Annotated in this window: 15 protein-coding genes and 2 tRNA genes; 14 read left to right on the top strand and 3 right to left on the bottom strand. The window is 40.6% G+C overall.

Features of this window, described 5'->3' with window-relative positions:
* Positions 1-811: 811 nt before the first annotated feature.
* From HC175_RS04655 to istB, 4 genes are all read left to right on the top strand, one after another.
* Positions 812-3,331: a DEAD/DEAH box helicase gene (locus tag HC175_RS04655; RefSeq protein ID WP_168137311.1), complete on the top strand. Its 2,520-nt coding sequence runs from the start codon at positions 812-814 to the stop codon at positions 3,329-3,331.
* A gap of 12 nt (positions 3,332-3,343) precedes the next feature.
* Positions 3,344-3,428 (top strand) — tRNA-Phe (locus HC175_RS04660).
* Between the two features lie 422 nt (positions 3,429-3,850).
* Entirely contained in the window at positions 3,851-5,404 is a 1,554-nt protein-coding gene (istA, locus tag HC175_RS04665) for an IS21 family transposase (RefSeq protein ID WP_168025953.1), read from the top strand.
* Positions 5,405-5,423: 19 nt separating this feature from the next.
* Complete coding sequence (gene istB / locus HC175_RS04670; RefSeq protein WP_168025952.1) at positions 5,424-6,161, top strand: IS21-like element helper ATPase IstB; 738 nt, start codon at positions 5,424-5,426, stop codon at positions 6,159-6,161.
* A 366-nt stretch (positions 6,162-6,527) separates the two neighbouring features.
* Here istB and HC175_RS04675 read toward each other — a convergent pair whose 3' ends face one another.
* The 3 genes from HC175_RS04675 to HC175_RS04685 all read right to left on the bottom strand — a co-directional run bounded on the left by HC175_RS04675 (position 6,528) and on the right by HC175_RS04685 (position 10,443).
* Entirely contained in the window at positions 6,528-8,276 is a 1,749-nt protein-coding gene (locus HC175_RS04675; RefSeq protein ID WP_168025951.1) for a hypothetical protein, read from the bottom strand.
* Positions 8,273-10,165, bottom strand: a complete 1,893-nt coding sequence (locus tag HC175_RS04680) for a hypothetical protein (RefSeq protein ID WP_168025950.1) — start codon at positions 10,163-10,165, stop codon at positions 8,273-8,275. Before HC175_RS04680 ends, HC175_RS04675 begins: the two co-directional genes overlap by 4 nt.
* 195 nt (positions 10,166-10,360) lie before the next feature.
* Positions 10,361-10,443: transfer RNA gene (locus HC175_RS04685), tRNA-Leu, on the bottom strand.
* A 334-nt stretch (positions 10,444-10,777) separates the two neighbouring features.
* Between HC175_RS04685 and HC175_RS04690 the strand changes: the two genes are divergently transcribed.
* From HC175_RS04690 to mgtE, 10 genes are all read left to right on the top strand, one after another.
* Entirely contained in the window at positions 10,778-11,719 is a 942-nt protein-coding gene (locus HC175_RS04690; protein ID WP_168137312.1) for a ribose-phosphate pyrophosphokinase, read from the top strand.
* A gap of 186 nt (positions 11,720-11,905) precedes the next feature.
* Complete coding sequence (locus HC175_RS04695; RefSeq protein WP_168137313.1) at positions 11,906-12,532, top strand: 50S ribosomal protein L25/general stress protein Ctc; 627 nt, start codon at positions 11,906-11,908, stop codon at positions 12,530-12,532.
* 86 nt (positions 12,533-12,618) lie between these two features.
* Complete coding sequence (gene pth, locus HC175_RS04700; protein WP_168137314.1) at positions 12,619-13,254, top strand: aminoacyl-tRNA hydrolase; 636 nt, start codon at positions 12,619-12,621, stop codon at positions 13,252-13,254.
* A gap of 8 nt (positions 13,255-13,262) precedes the next feature.
* Entirely contained in the window at positions 13,263-14,201 is a 939-nt protein-coding gene (locus tag HC175_RS04705; RefSeq protein WP_168137315.1) for a bifunctional riboflavin kinase/FAD synthetase, read from the top strand.
* A complete protein-coding gene (locus HC175_RS04710) occupies positions 14,191-15,510 on the top strand; it encodes an HTTM domain-containing protein (RefSeq protein WP_168137316.1) in 1,320 nt (439 codons plus the stop codon). The genes HC175_RS04705 and HC175_RS04710 overlap by 11 nt, the downstream gene beginning before the upstream one ends.
* Before the next feature lie 75 nt (positions 15,511-15,585).
* Positions 15,586-16,857, top strand: coding sequence for a serine--tRNA ligase (gene serS, locus HC175_RS04715; protein ID WP_168137317.1), 1,272 nt, complete (start codon positions 15,586-15,588; stop codon positions 16,855-16,857).
* A 131-nt stretch (positions 16,858-16,988) separates the two neighbouring features.
* Positions 16,989-18,773 carry a tetratricopeptide repeat protein gene (locus tag HC175_RS04720; RefSeq protein WP_168137318.1) on the top strand — a complete coding sequence of 595 codons (1,785 nt, stop codon included), beginning with the start codon at positions 16,989-16,991 and terminating at the stop codon, positions 18,771-18,773.
* Between the two features lie 44 nt (positions 18,774-18,817).
* Complete coding sequence (locus HC175_RS04725; RefSeq protein ID WP_168137319.1) at positions 18,818-19,126, top strand: DUF4286 family protein; 309 nt, start codon at positions 18,818-18,820, stop codon at positions 19,124-19,126.
* Between the two features lie 14 nt (positions 19,127-19,140).
* Positions 19,141-19,983, top strand: coding sequence for a 16S rRNA (adenine(1518)-N(6)/adenine(1519)-N(6))-dimethyltransferase RsmA (gene rsmA, locus HC175_RS04730; RefSeq protein WP_168137320.1), 843 nt, complete (start codon positions 19,141-19,143; stop codon positions 19,981-19,983).
* The gene (mgtE, locus tag HC175_RS04735; RefSeq protein ID WP_168137321.1) at positions 19,973-21,325 is read left to right on the top strand and encodes a magnesium transporter; all 1,353 of its coding nucleotides are present in this window, start codon (positions 19,973-19,975) and stop codon (positions 21,323-21,325) included. Before rsmA ends, mgtE begins: the two co-directional genes overlap by 11 nt.
* Positions 21,326-21,467: the final 142 nt, after the last annotated feature.

Here is a 21,467-nt window from a genome sequence, read left to right on the forward strand (position 1 = left end):
TTTTTGTTTTTTTGGCCCCGCTTCCTTTCTGATGTTTTTGTACGATTTCACAATGTTCATTTTAGATTTACTTCCCGTAGTGCCGTCGCAGTACCTTTTTTTGTTGCTTATACATTTTCAATATTTGGAATTGATAAAGACTTATAAAAGGGAGGCACGACCGGTTATGCAGTCTGTTCAACTTCAAAATGTTGGTATTTTGCTTACAAAAAAAGGGAAGGGACAGTGACGGCGCGGAAGTGGGTCTAAAGGCTTTATGTGAAGTACTAAAACATAGGGAACGGGGCCAAAAGCAAGGATGGAATCCGATGAAGCGGACTCCATTCCCGATTTCGAATTGGAATGAAGTGCACTTCCTAGCATAGCGGGAAGGGCTAACGAAATGGAAAGGAGAAATTGGGGATGGTGTCCAAGACTTTTATAGTGAAGCTCTTTCCCCGCAATGGAGCTTTTTCTGCGGAATGGAGGGGAATGTGCTGACCGGGTTATGAAAATGGATTATCCTCTTGAAGTAGGATTTAAAGCGGACTTAATTTTAAAGATGGAGATTGGGAATGTAGCGTTCCTGCCTTTTTTGGCAGGGGTAGCGAAATGGAAATCGGAAGCTTTGAAGTTGTGTCCAAGATTTTTTGAATGAAGCGTATTTCCCGTAATGAAGCTTTTTCTGCGGAATGGAGGGGAATGGGCTGAATAACGTGAAAAACATAGCATTCATTCCAACTCATTAACTAATTGAAGATTGGTGTGTCTATCAGTCAATAGATTTTTAAGATATTTGTTAATCAAAACATAATAAAAAATAAAACTATAGATGAATATATTTAAGAAAAAACTAGAAGATACATCTCCAAAGCAATTAAATTTTGAACCCATAGAATTATTTCAAAATTTGTTCCATAAGGAGGGATACGCGTATTTAAGAGGCATACAAGAAGAAGTGTTAAGTTCTTGGCATAGCATAAGGGATCAACGAGATGTTTTGTGCAAAATGAATACAGGTTCAGGAAAAACTCTTGTAAGCCTATTGATGTTATACTCAAAAATGATTGAAGGAGTCGGTCCCAGTTTGTATCTATGTCCAGACAAACAACTATTAGAACAGGCAAAGTTGCAAGCGGATTTATATGGAATACCTGTTTGTGAAATTGAATATCACGGGCAAAGAAGTGTTTTCCCTGATGACTTTTCAAATTCAAAAGCCATCCTATTATGCACGTTCCAAAAATTGTTCAATTCCCGTTCTATTTTTGAAAGGGATAATATTGATGTTGGTTCAATCGTCCTTGATGATGCCCACGTCTGTCTTGACAAAGCTAGAGAAGCAACTACATTAAATATACCCTTCAATCACGACTTGGCAGATAGGTTACTGAAGTTATTCCAAGAAGAGCTGAAATACCAAGCCCCAGGAACTTATCACAGACTTATTCAGGGTGATCCATATGCCAAGATACTTAAAGTCCCTTATTGGGCTTGGCTAACGCGTATTGATGAGTTAATAAAACTCATAGGCAGTTTTAGTGAAGATAGAGAGCTTATGTTCAAATGGGGTTTAATAGCTGACGACTTGAAATCTTACGATTGTTATGTCGGACCCAGAGGAATTGAGATAGCACCATCCTATGTGCCATTTCATAATGTCAGAGCTTTTAATGAAGCCAAACATAGATATATTTTATCTGCTACATTTGAAGATCAAATTGATTTAATTAAAGATTTAGGTATTAACATAAACAGTATTAAGAACGCCTTGATTCCTAAAGATCGTAAGGACGTTGGGCAAAGATTGATCCTTGCTCCTCAAAGATTTGATTCAAGAATAACAGATGAGCAGATTATGTCGTTGGCCAAGGAATATTCCGAATCTGGAATAAATGTAATGGTATTGACACCATCTTCAAATAGGGCGGCCAAATGGGAAGATTTTGGAGCGGAAATAATCGAAAATGATAACATAAATGAAGAAATCGCTAAATTAAGAACTGAGAAAGGGCAGTTCTATGTTTTAGTTAATCGTTATGATGGTGTTGACCTGAATGGTGATATGTGCCGAGTTTTAATATTAGACGGCTACCCCTCATTCAGCTCTTATGAACAACTTTATGCCGAATTGCGCTTAGAATCCGTTAAGGCTTCTTTGAAAGCACAGATAATAGAACAAGGACTTGGTCGAGCTGTAAGATCTGGTAGTGATTACTGTGCAGTTTATTTAATGGGTAAAGACTTGCTCCAATTTGTAGGCAACAAATCCAACTTACAATATTTCACACCAGTTACACGCAAGCAATTGAAACTTGGTTTATCGCTTCTTGATGACGAATCTACTGATAAATCTTTGAATACGATTAAGGATACTGCCAACCTATGTCTCGTTCAAGATATGAGCTGGAGGGAATATCATTCAGAAATATTGTCGAAAATTGACGCTGACAAAACTGACGATCGAATCATTAAGAATTTAGAAATTGCAGATTTGGAATCACAAGCAATCGAAAATTACAGAAGAAGAGATTATGAAAGTGCATCAAAGGTAATTCTAGATAAAATAGTAGATACGGTCGCGTTAACTGACAAGCAGAAAGGCTGGTATTTTGAAAAAGCTGCTAATTATCTATATTTAGATAATGCACCAAAATCAAATGACCTTCAAATTAAAGCAGCACAAACAACTTCCCATATGCTGCAATCAAAAAATGGACATAGTTATACGAAAATTATGGCTAGTGAAGAGCAGGCATTTCAAGTTTTAAATTTTATCAAGCAATTTGAGACTTCCCAAGACTTTAAAATGTACTTTGAAACCTTATTGGAAAATCTTCAATTCAGTCAAGATATTCCTCATACTAAATTTGAGAATGCCTTTGCTGAAATTGGCAGGCTTATAGGTTTTTACACTCAGGAACCTGAAGCGGAATTTGGAAACGGCCCTGATGTACTATGGGTGATGACTGGAAATCATTATCTAGTTTTAGAAGCCAAGTCTAGAGCCATACACGGTGAAATCACTAGAGATAATATCAATCAATTATTAGGATCAGGTGAATGGTTCAAAAAACTCTATGGTTCTGCTGCAAATTTTAATTTGGTTACCATTCAACCTCCAAATATAAAAGGGTGGAATGTAAATACTAGTGAAAATACACGAGTGATTGATGAAGAATCATTAAATTTATTAAAAGATAATCTTAGAAGATTTGTTGACGGAATCAATAATTCAGGTTTCACGGCATCTAGTAATAAAGAAATAGCTAACTTATTGGGCATACACAATTTAACAACAAACGGTTTTTTGAAAAGTTTCTTAAAACCTGTAATTTCTAAAAAGGGATAATCTTTTTAAAATATAGATGGTCGAGAGGTCTAAGGCACCTGATTGAAGATCAGGGGTACGGGGAACTGTACCGGGAGTTCGAATCTCCCTCTATCCGCAAAAATACGAAAGTATTATAGCCCGCAACTTCTAGTTGCGGGCTTGTTGGTTAAATCAAGACCATAAAATATTGGAAAAAACAGTGTATTAATTGAATTCTTTTGAATAGGTATGACCCACATTTTGGTTTTTAATACATTTTTGGAAAAGGAATGTTTCAGTTGAGCTATTTGGCTATTTCGGTTCGAATTGTGCCAGTGGTTTCGGTCGGTTAGTGCCAGGCATTTCGGTTTAATTTGTGCCACTTTTGGCAGCAAAGAAAACCATAACGGTTCAAATTGTGCCAGTAATATCGGTTTGATTTGTGCCACTGCCGGTATTCTATGAATCATAACGGTTCGTTTGTGCCAGTCGTATCGGTTCGTTTTGTGCCACTTTGGAAGATCAAGTAATATCTTGTTGCAAAAAATGTAATAAGATATGGCCAACACCCTTGATCCGATGGACTTAAAACAAATTATTTCCCTAAACCTAGATGGTTTTAGCAATCGTAAGATAGCTACCACTCTAGGCATCTCCCGCAACACGGTCAACAGCTATATGAAGTTTTTAACGGCCAGTGACTATTCATTTAAAGAACTACTTTCCTTTGACAATGCACGCCTGAGTGCGCTTTTTCCTTCACATACCACTATTGATAATGAGCGACATGATGAACTGATGCTATATTTTGAGGGGGTCAATAAGGCCCGGAATCATCCTGGTTTTACTTTTCTGTACCATTATCAGGAATATGCGCAGCAGGCTTCCCAGCCGTATAGCTATACGCAGTTTATGGAGCATTATCGGCGGAAATATGCCAAGGTCAAAGGTTCCATGAAACTCGAACATGAAGCCGGTAATGAAATGTACATCGACTATGCGGGTAAAAAATTACATGTCGTTAATAAAGAAACCGGAGAAGTGATCCCGGTAGAGGTATTTATAGCAATTCTTCCCAGCAGCCAGTATACTTACGTAGAGGCTAGCTTAAGCCAAAAACGAGAGGATCTTATCACCTCTTGCGGTAATGCATTACAGTTTTATGGAGGTGTCCCAAAAGCTATTGTCTCAGACAACTTAAAATCGGCAGTGACCAGAGCCAGTAAATATGAGCCGGAGATCAACCGGAGCTTTAAAGATTTTGCCCGCCATTATAACTGTGTGATCAATCCCACCCGCAGCTATGCCCCACAAGACAAAGCTTTGGTTGAGAATGCAGTGCATCTTGTTTATCTGCGTATTTACTATCCCCTGCGGGAGATGACCTTCTTCTCTTTACAGGATCTAAACCGGGAGATAAAGCGCTTACTTGTTGGCTATAACGATCTACTGTTCCAGCGAAAGGAAGCCAGTCGTAGAGAACTGTTTCAATCAGTAGAACGTGAGTACTTAAAACCCCTGCCAACATCTGCCTATGAAATCAAAGACTATAAACGGGCAAAGGTGCAAAAGATGGGCTATGTATACTTCTCTCCAGATAAAAGCTACTACAGTGTTCCCTACCGCTACATCGGTAAAAAGACCCTGATCCATTATACCAAAACTGTGGTCGAGGTTTATTACAATCACGTTCGAATAGCCCTGCATCATCGAAATCCAAGTAAAGGAAGCTACAATACAAATACAGATCATTTAAGTAGCACCCATAAAGGTTATACCTCCTGGAGTCCTGAATATTTTAAAAACAAAGCCGCTCCTCACGGAGCTCACGTAGTGAATTGTGTGGAAAAGATACTTGCTGACAGTGAGTATCCTGAAACAGGCTATAAGCGGGTGATGGGCCTTATCCAGCTCCATAAGTCTTACGGTTCTAAAAGACTTGATAATGCTTGTAAAAGAGCTTTACAGGCAGATGCGACTTCTTATATGCGTATCAAGAATATCCTAAAGAACAACCTTGACCAAAGCTCTCTTTTTTATCAGGATCTTGAAGAAGATAAAACTCATATCCCATCCCATCAAAACATCAGAGGTGCCGCTGCTTATCAATAAATCATTTTAATCCAGAAATATGAATAACAATCAGACTATTGAAAAACTAAAACAAATGCGACTGGGGGCTATGGCCCAGCTACACCTTCAGCATGTAAAGAACAACGAATTAAACGATATCACTGCCGATGAATATCTGGCACTACTCACAGACCATGAGTGGGAGGATCGCCAGAACCGGAAGATTGAACGTCTTTTTAAGCAGGCAAACTTCAGGCAGAAAGCAAGTCTTGTTGAAGTAAACTACGCCTCCAATCGTAACCTCGACAAGAACATGTTTGTTCGTCTGGGATCCCTGGATTTTATAGCTAAAAAGGAAAACCTTATACTGACCGGTGCCTCCGGAGTAGGCAAGAGTTATTTAGCACAGGCCTTAGGCCATCAGGCCTGCATGATGGAATATAAAACCATCTACTCAAACACTGCCCGTCTATTTAAGAAGTTAAAACTCCGTAAAATTGATGGAACCTATCTCAAGGAACTAAATAAACTGCTTAAAGCAGATCTACTCATCCTTGATGATTTTGGACTTCAAGCCTTCGACAATCATGCAAGAGAGACCTTAATGGATATAATCGATGACCGATACAATAAAACATCTACCATATTATCCTCTCAAATACCGGTATCTGCATGGTATGATATTATCGGGGAAGGGACTATTGCTGATGCAATCCTGGACAGGATAGTAAACTCCTCACATAGGATAGATCTTAAAGGAGAATCATTAAGAAAGGGAGTTCTGAAAAACGAGTAACATTATTTTTTTATATAATTGCATGATCTTTCAAAGTGGCACTGTTTGAACCGAAATAGGTGGCACGGTCACTCCGAAATAGCCAGTATTAAACAGAATTATCTTTCTGTAGGATTTAAAGCGGACTTGACTTCAAAGATGTAGATGGGAATGGAGTTTGACCGCTTCCCGATTTTTCTCGGGAAAGGGCGGACAAGTGGAATGGAAATCGGAAGCTTTGGAGTTGGGTTCAAGACCTTTGTAATGAAGCGCTTTTCCCGGAATGTAGCTTTTCGCGAAATGCAGGGGAATGTGCTAAATGGATAATGACTCGATTAATTCACTTCAATTAGAATTACGCCATAAATCAAATATGTCTACCGAAATTTATCCTTGGGATTTTAACAAACCATCTGTAACATTTCTCCATTTGTCAGGAAAATAAGGTGTATGAAAATAGAAATGTGCCAAATCTTTCAGAAAAGCATATCCTGCTTTATCAGTACGATATTCATAGATAAATTCATCTTTTCTTTTCTTTATCTTTTCCTTAAACTCTTCAAAAGGCAATTCGTCTATTAAATTTTTTGTAAGTCTTGTATCCACTTGATATCCATCTCGCAGAGGTTTCGAAAATAACTGTTCTTCGAGGTCGTTTTCTTTATCCTCAATGAGGTTTTCAGACACTGAATTTTTGCTGTGATGAGGAATAAAAAGTCCCAAAGTGATATCGTGTTTTTTGACGAAAATTCTCAATTGGTTATATTCTTCCTCCAAACCAAAAAGAGCAATATACTCTAATAAAACTGCCAACAAAGGCGAGGTGGAATCCGAATAATAAACTGGTTTAGTTCCTGTAACCGTATATTTAATAACATTTTGAATACTATTGTTGGCATCCGGTAGCATTCCAGATTTTTCCTTTCTATATTTTATTGTAGCAAGTATACTTTTAAGATATGCTTTCGCTGCATCAACATCATCTGTCTGTATAAAAAGTTCTATGGTATTGACGATGACCAATGAGTGAATATCCAGCAAAGGTCGCTTAGAAACCGAGTTGTGCTGAACAACATTGTAAACTCCAGTTCTAGCATCTAGTAAGTCGTAGTCTGGGAAACAAGCTTTCTCCATATTTATTAGAATCAACAAATAAGCCAAGTAGTCGAAAGTTCTTTGGGTATAACCCACCTGTTCAGACATACCACCATTTTCTGCGTAAAGTCCATCTTTTGTTTGTACTATGGAAAGAGTCCTATCAAAATACTGTTGCAATACTTCATAGAAAAACAGCATTACCTGATTAAAGTGCTTGAGCACCTTTTTATTATTTTCCAGGTTATTCTTCAAAACCCAGTACCAATATCGTAATACCAAATGAGTAAGGTAGCGTTTTGCAATGTCAAGGTTGTTATATTCTTTAGACTCCGTGTAAATTATGAATGAAATTAGTTTTAAGGATTCAAAAAGTAATTGCCATTTTCTTGGAATTTTAGTTTTATAGCCTTTCCATTCAATCTTTTCAAATAATGAATCGATAAGTTTTATAAAGTCTCGTGAAACCCCATCGGATGTATCCAAATTAACCAAAACTCTATTGAAAAGTTTTGTGGTGGAAGAATCAGTAAGTAGGTATGCCCCGAAAAGGTTTTCAGAGAACATAGCGGTTAAACGTGCAATATCCCAACGTTCAAAAACCGTGTTATCTACAGGTTTACTTATTTTGACCAAAAAGTTTTCGAAGGTTTTTTGCAGGCCGCCTTCAATAACCCCATTGTGCACAATTACAACTTTTAAGGGTAGTTCTTGGAATTTTGGGTACGCCGATACAAATGGCGTATAAGTTGCTTCGGTAATTGATTCCTGTATTCCATCTTTACCGTAAAAGTTCCTCGTAGTGATATTTCTGTCCGCTCCACCCTTTAGTTCAAAATAGAATCGCTTTTTAACTTTATCTTCGTCAATCCCAACAGCCACAATGTCTTTGCCATATTCTTGCAAACCCAAATATTCGGTCGGTTTAGACAAAATCTCAAATCCCATACTTTCCAATAAAAGAGGGAAAATACGATTTAGCTCGTCTTTCTCTGTTAAAGATTCCAGATAGTCCTTAACCACTAGTTGCTTAATATTCATCTCTTATCGTAGGTATTTAAAATATACTCTTGCAGGTCGGGATTTTTGAACAATCTGGCGTCAAGTATAAAACTGGATTCTACTTTCCCTAATGGCATCACTTTATCTTCAAGTTCTTGCTTCCAACTGTTGCCCCTAACTATTATTGTACTCCTCCCCACAGCCGCAAGAATACCATTGGGATTCTCATTAATATCTTGCATCATTTTGGCTCTATTCTCGTGTTCTAGACTATAATACAAATCCATTAAATCCCGTTCATTTTCATAGGGGTTTAGGTCATTTATAGATTTCTTTTTTGATACAATAGATTCATAATTTTTATAGGCTTCCCTTAACGGTCGTACAAATGCTTTATCTTCTTTAGATTCATCTAATAGGTTTTCTATGTCGTCCAGTAAAGACCTATGGTAGGCATCATATATCAGTTCAGAGAGTTTTATCTGAAGAAACTTTACAACTTCCGGATAAGGCGAACGTCTTAATGGAAGAACTATTGGAAGTAATTTGTCAAAAGTATGTGGAAACAAGGTAATAGCTTCAATCGCCTTTGCCTGCTCCTGTTTTGTGTCCAATTTCAGCAAATCTATTGGAAGTGCCCCAAAACTTCCAGTCATTATAATTTCTACCGGAAGCAAACCAAACTTGTCCTCAGGCTTAAAAAGTTCAAGGATATGTTTTTCTGTTTCTTGTATATTATTACTCCAAAAATGGAAAATGGAACTTTCAAATCGGTTGATGGAACCTCTTTGCCATCCAGCTAGGTAAAACATTTTCATTAGGTGAAATAAATGCTCGGGATGCTCATAGTTATAGAAAAAGCTTTCTATAACGGAAATATCCTGCGTATTTTCAAAATAAATGTGGAGCAATTTGTATTTCTCAGCCTCAAAAGACTTAAGATTATAGATTATTCTGTGAAAGGCAATTTTAACAAGTTCCTTATTTTCTTTTTGAAGATAGGTGGTAATTAAATTAAAACAACCCTTCCGCAGTTCTTCACTTACTTTTGGATTGTCGATTAAACCGCAAATAACTTGAGTTTTACTACCAATAGATTCTGGTAAATAATCATTATGGACTAATTCGAATATCGAATTATTTTGCTCGTCTGAAAGGTTTTGTAACGAATTTAAAACGTGATAGCCCTGTTGCGGATGCTTGTTTTGTAGCTCAAATGCCTTTTCAAATACCCCTTCAAATCCATTATTGTGAAGTCCTATTAAAAGGCTAGCTATGAAAAATGTATCATTGGGTTGTTCTGACCTGATGGCAATAGAATAAATATTTTTTGCTAAATCAAAATTGTTGAACGGTAGCTTACGGGCAAATTCATCCACGTAATATCGGTCGTCAAAAGCAAGTGTTCGCTGACATATCTCCCAAATATCTTTTGCTGAATATTTTGAATATGGAAGGAATCTATAAAGGTGCTGTTCAAATAAGAAGAGTTCCTTCTCTCTTTCTCCTTTAGGCTTCAATTTGTCTAAAAAATATCCTTTGACATCAAATCCATCTGAATGCAGTCTATGTAAAATATAACCTTGTAATCCCTTAATCAAACTGCCGTAACCATTGATTACATTTTTGGCAATTCCATTTTCCTCTTTTAATTTTTCCTGAAAATCTTCTACAAAACCAAAAGCTCCCACAATATTCTTAGGCATTTCTCTTTCAAGTTTAACTTCAGCTTCTTTAAGTAGGGCTTCGTTAAATTCAATAGAATTTGGGTTGAGCTTAATAAATTCAGGATTTGATTCCATTTGTAGGACGATTTCTTTTTTCAACAGTAGGCCACAATTAGCTGTTTCCACTTTAGGAAATTCTATTTTTTTTGTGTTTATACACTTTTGGATTAAAGTGTTAATCTGTCTATCAATCTTGACCATCGGATTAAATGTTTACTTAAAAAAGTTCAATCATCTCAAACTCTGAATATAAGCCCGTAAAAGTTGATTTTCATTTTAGCTTAATGATACCAAATGAAATCATTTTTAATGAGTTCATTAAATATACTTAAATGTTGTACCTATGTTGTACCTGAGCATAAAAAAAGCCGAGATTTTCATCTCAGCTCTTTTTCGTACCGAAGGCGGGAATCGAACCCGCACGCCTTATCAGCAATGGATTTTGAATCCATCGTGTCTACCAATTCCACCACTTCGGCCTAACATTTTACGCTCTTTTAAGTTTGGATTTTGAATCCAGCGCGTCTACCAGTTCCGCCACTCGAGCTAATGTACTTTAGAATGAACTGAACATTTTAGATCGCCTATAAAACCACAGCATGATCTAATGGTGGGCAAAAGTATGAATTTTTATTTTTTGGAAAGAGATTAATGTAAAAATTTTATCTTCAGAAATGACATTTTTGAGAGGTTATGCTGTGGCGACTATGGAGAATGGGCGGGATGGTTTTTCTGAAGAAAGTATTCTTACGCCACTATCTCCAAAGATTTATTTCTAAATTTGCAGGGCAACAACAAACAACACACTACACAATGCCTGAAGTATCCACCGCAGCTAAGATCTTTACCTGTAATCAAAGCCGTGAACTGTCCGAAAAAATCGCCGAATCCTATGGCGCAAAACTGGGAAAAGTGATCACCTCCACTTATAGTGATGGCGAATTTCAACCTTCCTTTGAAGAATCTGTGAGAGGCTCAAGAGTATTTATTATTGGGTCGACCCATCCCGGGGCCGATCATCTAATGGAACTGCTGCTTATGCTGGATGCTGCAAAAAGGGCTTCTGCAAGACATATTACAGCGGTAATTCCTTATTACGGCTGGGCTAGACAGGATCGAAAAGATAAACCAAGAGTGCCTATCGCTGCCAAGCTGGTGGCCAAGATGCTCGAGACAGCCGGAGCTACGAGGATCATCACCATGGATTTACATGCCGACCAGATCCAGGGATTTTTTGAGAAGCCAGTGGATCATCTTTTTGCTTCTACCGTTTTTCTGCCATACTTAAGAAGTCTTAACCTTGAGAATCTTACTATTGCCTCTCCAGATATGGGGGGATCAAAAAGAGCTTATGCCTATTCCAAAACTATGGAAAGCGACGTGGTGATTTGTTATAAACAGCGTGCAAAAGCGAATGTGATCTCACATATGGAACTAATTGGAAATGTGGAAGGGCGCAATGTTGTGCTTGTAGATGACATGGTCGATACAGCTGGTACTTTGACAAAGGCAGCAGATGTGATGATGGAAAGAGGTGCTCTTAGTGTACGAGCCATTTGTACTCATCCTGTACTTTCTGGGGAAGCTTATGAGCGAATAGAGAGGTCCAAACTTTTAGAATTGATCGTGACTGACTCCATTCCGCTTAAAAAGGAAAGCAAGAAAATTCGCGTAGTCACCTGTGCCGATCTTTTTGCCGATGTGATGAACAGGGTGCACAGTAACAGGTCCATCAGTTCCAATTTCATCATGTAAGCTGAAGGTAGAATTTAGAACTTAGAAGTACGAAGGATTTAGGGTTCAGTATTCAGTGGTAACTGATCCTGACTCTTGACTCTTGCCTCATGATTCTCCGAAAATATTCCGTGTCATAAATAATTAGGCGCTAAGCTTTTATTAGCTGAAAAAAAGATTTACTTTTGCAGCCTAAAATTTTTAACAATGAAATCAATTACGATCAACGGATCTAAAAGAGAAAGCGTAGGCAAGAAAGCTACAAAAGCCTTACGTAATGCTGGACAGGTTCCTTGCGTATTATACGGGGGAGACGAGCCAATTCATTTTTCAGCAGAAGAGATTGCTTTTAAAGACCTTGTATACACACCAGATGTGCATACAGTGGAAATTGACCTGAAAGATGGTGGCAAATTTAATGCTGTTCTTCAGGACATTCAGTTCCACCCTGTTACCGATGCAATTTTGCACATTGATTTCTATCAGATCTTCGAAGACAAAGAGATTACGATGGAGATTCCTGTTCATACTGTAGGGGTTGCCCGTGGAGTAAGAAATGGAGGGGTATTGAGATTTAACCTTCGTCGCATGAGAGTAAAAGGTCTTCCAGGAAATCTTCCGGATTTTATCGAGGCTGACATTACCTCTCTTAAGATTGGTAACAAATTGTATGTTACTGCCTTAAAAAGCGATGACTTTAAGATCATGCACCCAGATAATACTGTTGTTTGCCAGGTTAGAACTTCACGTAACGTTGTTGCTCTTGATGATGAAGAGGAAGAAGGTGAAGAAACTGCAGCAGATGAAGTGCCAGCAACTGAAGTTGAGCAATAAGAAGAAGATTAAGTTCAAAATTCTTATTCAAAATATAAAGCATCCCGTTCGGGATGCTTTTTTTATTTTTACCAAAAAAGAACGCTATGCTCTCTTTCTTTGGTAGGATTTTAAGCAGGAAGTCTAAAGAAGATTCTAAAGAAGAAGTTTCTCCTATGAAAAAGTTTCTCATTGTAGGGCTAGGAAATATTGGCCCCAAATATCACAACACCCGCCACAATATTGGATTTAAAGTACTGGACCACCTTGCAGCTAAGGAAGATCTTACTTTCGAATCCCAGAAACTGGGGGAGGTTACCACATATAAATTCAAAGGTCGCAGCTTCATTTTGCTCAAACCTTCCACCTATATGAACCTTAGCGGGAAAGCTGTAAATTACTGGTTGCAAAAGGAAAAGATTCCGCTGGAGCATCTATTGGTGATCACAGATGATCTCAATCTGCCCTTTGGGACGCTTCGCGTAAAGACCAAAGGGAGCGATGGTGGGCACAATGGGTTAAAAGACATTCAGGTGCAACTGGGAACTACTCAGTACAACCGTTTCCGTTTTGGAATAAGTGATGAGTTCTCAAAAGGCAGGCAGGTAGACTATGTGCTGGGAGAATGGGATGAGGAGGAGACCAAAAAGTTACCCGAGCGGCTGGATAAATCGGCAGAGATCATCCGGTCCTTTGGAACCGCAGGAATAAACAATACAATGAATACCTTTAACGGGAAATAGCAGAAGCCTTGAAAGAACATAAAGGAGCGAATGCTTTTAGCAGCAGTCATCATACAGTAGTCACCATTGGAACTTTTGATGGCGTACATGTAGGTCATCAAAAAATCATTGAGAGACTTGTAAATGCGAGTAAAGCCGGAAATCTGGAATCGGCCATACTTACTTTCTTTCCACATCCCAGGATGGTACTGCAAAAGGATGCCGATATCAAACTCATTAACACCATAGAAGAGCGCAAGGAGATCCTTGAAAAGAGTGGCATAGATCATTTGATCATTCACCCATTCACTCAGCAGTTTTCCAGGCTGTCTGCCCGGGAATTTGTAAGGGATATCCTGGTGACAAAATTAAAGGCAAAAAAGGTGATCATTGGCTATGATCATCGGTTTGGCCGCAACAGAACGGCAGATATTAATGATCTTCGGGAGTTTGGTAGGGAATATGATTTTGAAGTGGAGGAGATCTCCAAGCAGGATGTTGAAGACGTGGCGGTAAGTTCCACAAAGATCAGAAATGCTTTACTGGAAGGCAGAGTAGAAAAAGCAAACCGCTATCTCAGCTATCCTTTTTCACTGTCGGGAACTGTAGTAAAAGGTAAAGGCCTAGGAAAGGAATTTGAATTTCCAACTGCCAATCTGGAAGTGTCAGAAAGTTATAAGCTCATTCCGAAGAACGGGGTCTACGTCGTAAGAAGTTTAATTGATGGGGAAGTGGTATTTGGGATGATGAGTATTGGCACGAATCCAACGGTAGGAGGAACGACGAAAACCATCGAAACGCACTTTTTTGAACTCGAGAAAGATCTTTATGGAAAATCTCTTTCCATAGAACTGCTTACCCGGATACGAGATGAGAAGAAGTTTGAGAATATCGAAGTCCTTAAGACCGCGATGAAGCAAGACCAGGCTTTCAGCATGCAATTTATCAGGGATAATTATGGTGGATAAATGGCTCTTCAGGCGAATCGACAATTCAGCTCTTATAGTCTTCCGAATGATGTTCGGATTCCTTTTAGCTGCCGAAGCCTTCGGAGCTATATTTTCCGGATGGATCCGTCGCGCCTTTATTGAGCCTCAGTTCACTTTTAATTTTATTGGCTTCGAGTTTCTGCAACCATTGCCCGGCAATGGAATGTTGTGGTATTACGGGATTCTGGGCTTGTTCGGGATCTTCGTGATGCTGGGGTTTAAATACAGGTTCAGCATCTTCATGTATGCAGTGATGTGGTCTGGCGTGTACCTTATGCAGAAGTCCAGCTATAACAATCATTACTACCTGTTGATGCTGCTTTGCTTTCTCATGGTCCTTGTGCCGGCGCATAAATATGCGGCTTTAGATGTGTGGAAGAAACCACATCTTCAGAAAATAAGTATGCCGCGCTGGGTATGGTTACTGCTGGTACTGCAAATGTGGATCGTTTACACTTACGCCGCAATCGCTAAAATATACCCAGATTGGCTCAATGGAACACTCCCGGCATTGCTAATGAAAGCGCGCAGGGATTACTGGCTGGTAGGAGAATTTCTGCAGCAGGATTGGGTACATCTTAGCATCGCCTGGTTCGGTTTCTTTTTTGATCTCTTGATCATTCCGCTATTGCTCTGGAAAAGAACGCGGATTTTCGCATTTTTGGCAGCCATATTTTTTCATCTCTTCAACAGCTTCATCTTTCATATCGGCATATTCCCTTATCTGGCGCTGGCATTTACCCTTTTCTTTTTTCCGACGGAAAGGATCCATCAGTATTTCATGTGGAAAAAGCCTTATTATGCCGGCAACGATGTCGTGGTGCCAGCATACAGAAATCTATTATTAGGTTTCCTCGGAATTTGGTTCTTAGTGCAACTTGCGCTGCCAGTGAGACACTGGTTCTTTAAGGATGATGTGCTATGGACAGAAGAAGGGCACCGGCTTAGCTGGCGTATGATGTTGAGGTCGAAGTCGGGGAGAATTCAGTTTAAAGTGGTCGACAAGGCAAGGCCGCAGGATACTCTTTTCATTCAAAACAGTAAATATCTATCCCGGAAACAGCAGCGGGCAATAGGTTCCAAACCCGACATGATCTGGCAATTTGCGCAGCATCTTGAAAAGGAATTTCAACAGGTGGGTAAAGAGGTTGAAGTTTATGTTGACAGCAAAGTAAGCGTGAACGGGAGACCTTATAAGCCATTTATTGATCCTAAAGTCGATCTCGCAGCTCAAAAATGGGATCATTTTGGCCATGCTCCCTGGATTTTACCTTCCTCAATAGATTGATGTTTTCGGGCTTTTGCTATTTTTGCTCTATGATTCCGGAAATGCCGTTTCGGCAAATCTTCAAAAAATAAGACTATGTTACAGGTAGCCAATATCAGGGCGAATAAAGAGGCATATATTAAGGCCTTAAAAAAGAGAAATTTTGATGCTGAAGATATTTTTTCTGAAGTGCTTGAACTGGATGAAACCCGTCGTTCCACCCAGGCTGAGCTCGATGAAAAACTAGCTGAATCTAACCGCCTTTCCAAAGAAATCGGAATGCTGTTCAAAACAGGAGAGCACCTGAAGGTGAATCAGCTGAAGCAACAAACTTCAGACCTGAAGGAATCTACCAAAGAACTATCTGAAAAACTGGCGGCTACCACTATGGAGCTTAACCGGACCTTATACAATATTCCAAACATTCCAAACGACCTCGTTCCGGCAGGAAATTCGGAAGAAGATAACGTTGAGGTCTTCAAGGAAGGAGAGGTGCCGCAACTTGCCGAAGGTGCCCTGCCACACTGGGAACTCGCCAAGAAATACGACATCATTGATTTTGAACTTGGCAACAAGATCACCGGTGCCGGTTTTCCTGTTTATAAAGGAAAAGGCGCCCGACTACAAAGAGCTCTTATTTCTTACTTTTTAGACAAGAATGTCAAAGCAGGTTATACCGAATTTCAAATGCCATTGATGGTCAATGAAGCTTCTGGTTACGGTACAGGACAGCTGCCCGATAAAGAAGGGCAAATGTACCATGTGACCGAAGATAATCTTTACCTTATCCCAACTGCCGAGGTGCCTATTACCAATATGTTCAGGGATGAAATGCTTACCGAAAGCGACCTGCCTATCGCCTGTACAGGTTATACTCCTTGTTTTAGGAGAGAAGCGGGTTCTTATGGCGCGCATGTTAGAGGACTAAATCGCCTGCACCAGTTTGACAAGGTGGAGATCGTAAGGCTTGAAAAGCCCGAGGATTCCTATACTGCTCTTGACAATATGGTAGAGCAGGTAAAAGATATCTTGAGAGACCTAAAGTTACCTTACCGCATCCTTAGACTTTGCGGTGGGGATCTTGGATTCACTTCGGCTTTGACCTATGATTTTGAAGTGTTCTCTACGGCACAGGATCGCTGGCTGGAAATTAGCTCATGTTCAAACTTCGAGACTTTTCAGGCCAACAGGCTGAAGTTGCGATATAAGAACAAAGAAGGCAAAAAGGAATTGGTGCATACGCTTAACGGAAGCGCCCTGGCTTTGCCACGCGTTCTCGCCGGAATTCTTGAGAATTACCAGACCCCTGCGGGAATAAAAGTGCCGGAGGTGCTGGTGCCCTACACAGGTTTTGATATAATTGACTAGAAGAAATCATTCTTTTATATTAGACCTCACAGGTTTCCAAAACCTGTGAGGTCTTTCTTATTTAGGAATAAATAGCTCTCTTTCAGGTTCTAAAAAGAGCATTTTCTTATCTTTATAAAAATTAAACCGGGATGCGCGACCTCTACTTCCTTCTCATCCTTCTCTTCACAGTTATTTCAGGCTATTCCCAGTCAGAACAACTGGCGAAGAACTATTTCGATCGCGGGGAGTTCGCAAAGGCAGAGAACATCTACGAAAAGCTGCTGAAGCAGGAACCACATAACGCTTCTTTTTTCTACGGCTTAATAGCCACCTACCAGCAGCTCGAAAAATACAATCAGGCAGAAAAACTGCTGAAGGACAGGGTGAATAACACCGCCAATGCGCCGCATTATTTGGTGGAACTGGGCCATAATTATGAGCTGCAGGGAAATCCTGCCCAGGCCGATCAATTTTATGCCGAAGCTTTAAGGGCAATAGAATCCCGACCTAATTATGCTTTTTCCATTGCCCGTTCCTTTGAGAAGTACAGCAAACTCGACCGTGCTGTAACGGCTTATGAACTGGGAATGAAAATGAATCCCGATGCCGAATACAATATTCAGCTGGCGAGACTTTACGGGGAACAGGGGGAAATAGAAAAGATGTTCAGCAACTATATTGATGTGCTGGGGAACAATCCGAATCTCTTGCCGGGCGTGAGCCGAATTTACGGGCAGTTCATTACAGATGATCCAGCCAATGAGGCGAATCTTATCTTTCGAAGACTGCTTCTTAAAAAGCTTCAGGAGGACCAGAATCTTTTGTTCAACAGCATGTTGAGCTGGCTGTTTGTGCAGCAAAAGGAATATCAAAAGGCATTTCAGCAGGAGAAGGCGATCTACCGCCGTTCAGATCAGGGCTTGGGTGCTATTCTTCGGCTTACGGTGATGGCGCGGGAAGAGGGACAACCTGCAACGGCGCTTGAGGTCCTGGATTTTGTTATTGCCGAAGCGCCCAATGAAGATCTCAAACTTCAGGCGCATCAGCTAAGATTGAATATCCTGCAGGAGACCCTTCCGAAGGAAAAATATTCAGAAATAGAGGCAGGTTATAATGCCCTTTTTGACACCTATGGAAATGGTTCTCACATGTTGTCCCTGTACATCGACTACGCTAATTTTCTGGCTTTCAAGCAAGCCAGGATTTCGGAAGCGCAGAAGATCCTGAACGAATTTTTGAACAGAGTGCTTAAGAAGTTTGAAGAAGCAGCTTTAAAAATGGCATTGGCAGACATTCTTGTGCTGGATGAGAAATTCAATCAGGCGTTGATCTATTATTCTCAGGTGCAAAACCTTGTGGAAAATGATGTGATCGCACAGATGGCGAGATTTAAAGTGGCAAAAACAAGTTATTATAAAGGCGATTTTGACTGGGCTACGATTCAGCTGGATGTATTGAAATCGGCTACTTCCCAGCTTATTGCCAACGATGCCATGGAACTTAGCCTGTTAATAAGCGAGAATTCTCAGGAAGACAGTACAAGAACTGCATTGAAAAAATACGCACGTGCCGATCTTCTGGCATTTCAGGAAAAGAACAGCAAAGCCATCGAAGTTCTGGATGCTGTTTTGTCTGAACACAAAGGCGAGAAAATAGAAGATGATGCGCTTTTAAAACAAGCGGGGCTTTATGAGCAGGCCCGGGAATATGCTAAAGCTGAACAGAATTATCTCGCTATTATAGAGCATTACAAAAATGGCATTTTAGGAGATAATGCGCATTTTTATCTCGCCGAACTCTATGCCGAAAAACTGGAACAACCGGGGAAGGCGCAGGAGTTTTATGAAAAAATTATCTTTAATTACGCCGATAGTATTTACTTTGTCGACGCCCGGAAAAAATTCCGGCAACTACGGGGGGACGAGCTGGAGTAAGAATTCATCTGACAGTCCTCCTGCCACGAAATAATAAGCATCTTATGTATATCTACAACGTCACTATAAATATTCAGGAAGATATCCACGATGAGTGGGTGGAATGGATGAAAAAAGAACATATTCCTGATATGCTCAACACCGGAAAATTCAAAAAAGCCCTTATGACAAGGGTAATGGTGAATGAGGAAATGGGCGGCGTGACCTATTCTGTTCAATATACTACCGAGAACAAGCAGATGCTGCAGCGGTATTACGACGAAGATGCCAAAACACTGCGGAGCAAAACAGCTCCTTTTGAAGGGAAATTCGTAGCCTTCAGGACCGAATTGGAGATCATCAGCGAGCAATAACATACCCACTTTCCATGAAGAAAAACTACAAAAAGAAAGGTGGGAAACACCAAACCTCTGCTGCGCATGCGCCTCAGGAAGGAGATGTAAGAGCCAAGAAACACCTGGGCCAGCATTTTCTTACCGATGAATCTGTAGCCGAAAGAATAGCCGATACCTTGAGCTATAAAGGTTATCCTCACGTCCTGGAAATTGGTCCGGGGATGGGCGTGCTCACAATATATTTACTTAGAAAGGAGACGGATGTTCATGTCATTGAAATAGACACGGAAAGCGTGGCTTATCTTCATGAGCACTATCCTGCACTCGAAGGAAAGATCCATGAAAAGGACTTTTTGAGGTACGACATCAGCGAAGTTTTTAAGCAGGATCAATTCGCCATTATCGGGAATTTTCCTTACAATATTTCTTCACAGATAGTTTTTAAAATGCTGGAGCTGCGGGAGTATATTCCTGAGTTTTCGGGCATGTTTCAGATGGAAGTTGCAAAGCGGATCTGTGAAAAGGAGGGCAGTAAGACCTACGGAATTCTCTCTGTTCTGGTACAGGCTTTTTACGAAGCCGAGTATCTTTTTACTGTGCCGCCTTCAGTGTTTAATCCGCCGCCAAAAGTGGATAGTGGAGTGCTTCGGCTTACCCGAAAAGAAGAGCTTTCCCTGCCTTGCGATGAAAAATTGTTTTTCAGGGTGGTAAAGACCGCTTTTAACCAGCGAAGAAAAACCTTGAGGAATAGTCTGAAGATCTTCGACCTGCCCGAAAATATTAAAGAAGATAGTATCTTTGGCCTTCGCCCGGAGCAGCTGAGTACTGCCCGGTTCATTGAACTTACACTAAAGATCCAGCCGCATGCAATTTGAGGTAAGCGAAGAATATATCGAGCACATTCAGCATCTCATTGAAGAGAAGCGTGATGCCGAGCTCCTGCAGCTGCTGGATGAGGTGCACCATGCCGATATTGCCGAGATCATTGATGAACTTGACCTCGACCAGGCTACCTATATCATAAAGCTGCTTGACAGCACCAAAACTTCCGAGGCTCTTATGGAGCTGGAGGAAGACGTGCGGGAACGCATTCTCGACAATCTTTCGGCCAAGGAAATTGCCGAGGAGCTCGAGAATATGGATACCGATGACGCTGCCGATATCATCGCCGAACTTTCTGAAGAACGAAAGCAGGAGGTGATCCAGGAAATGAGCGACGAAGAGCACGCCGAGCATATTGTGGAGCTGCTGCGCTATGACGAGAATTCTGCCGGCGGACTCATGGCAAAGGAGCTCGTGAAAGTCAACGAGAACTGGAGTGTTACCGGCTCGCTGGCCGAAATGAAGGCCCAGGGTGAGAATGTTACGCGGGTCCATTCCATTTATGTGGTCGATGACAAGGGCAAGCTCAAAGGTCGGCTCTCACTTAAAGATCTGCTTACCGCCTCTAGTCGTGCAAACATTAGCGATGTTTATATCGATAAGGTAGATTATGTTACCGTTCACACCAAAGGCGAAGAAGTGGCGCGTATCATGCAGAAATATGACCTGGAAGCTATTCCCGTCGTGGATGAAATGGGCCGGCTGGTAGGGCGTGTCACCATTGATGATATTGTGGATTTTATTCGGGATGAAGCGGAAAGAGATTACCAGCTCGCTGCCGGTATTTCTGAAGATGTGGAGGCCGATGATTCCATCCTGCGACTCACCCGGGCGAGATTACCCTGGCTTATTCTGGCACTTTTGGGAGGTTTTGTTTCTGTGACCGTATTGGGAACTTTTGATGCCGCCATGCAGGAACATGCTGCCCTGTTCTTTTTTGTGCCGTTAATTGCGGCCATGGCAGGAAATGTGGGTGTGCAATCTTCCGCAATTGTGCTGCAAGGTCTGGCCAATCAAAGCCTGAGCGGTTCTCTTTGGAACCGACTCATAAAAGAAATTTTGCTCAGCCTCTTGAACGGCGCTGCGCTCGCACTGCTGCTTATCATTGGCGGAATTTTCCTCTTGGGCTTCGACTTCTGGTTTGGACTAACTGTCGGGATCTCATTGGTCTCTGTGATCGTGATCGCTTCTTTGATCGGGACCTTTGTGCCCATTATTCTGGATAAATTCGGGATCGATCCCGCAATGGCCACCGGTCCTTTTATCACTACCAGTAATGACATTTTCGGGATCCTTATTTACTTCACTATTGCCAAAATGATTCTGGGATTCTAAAGAACCCAAATTCCAGGCACCAAATTCCAGGCACCAAGCACCAAATTTCAAATTTTAAAATCCAACGTCTCTTAAGGAAGATTCTTATGAAAGAGATATGCCCGGTTTCCCAAGTGCTTAAACCTATCTCCCGCAGGTTAAC

It is taken from the genome of Salinimicrobium oceani (genome assembly GCF_012037645.1).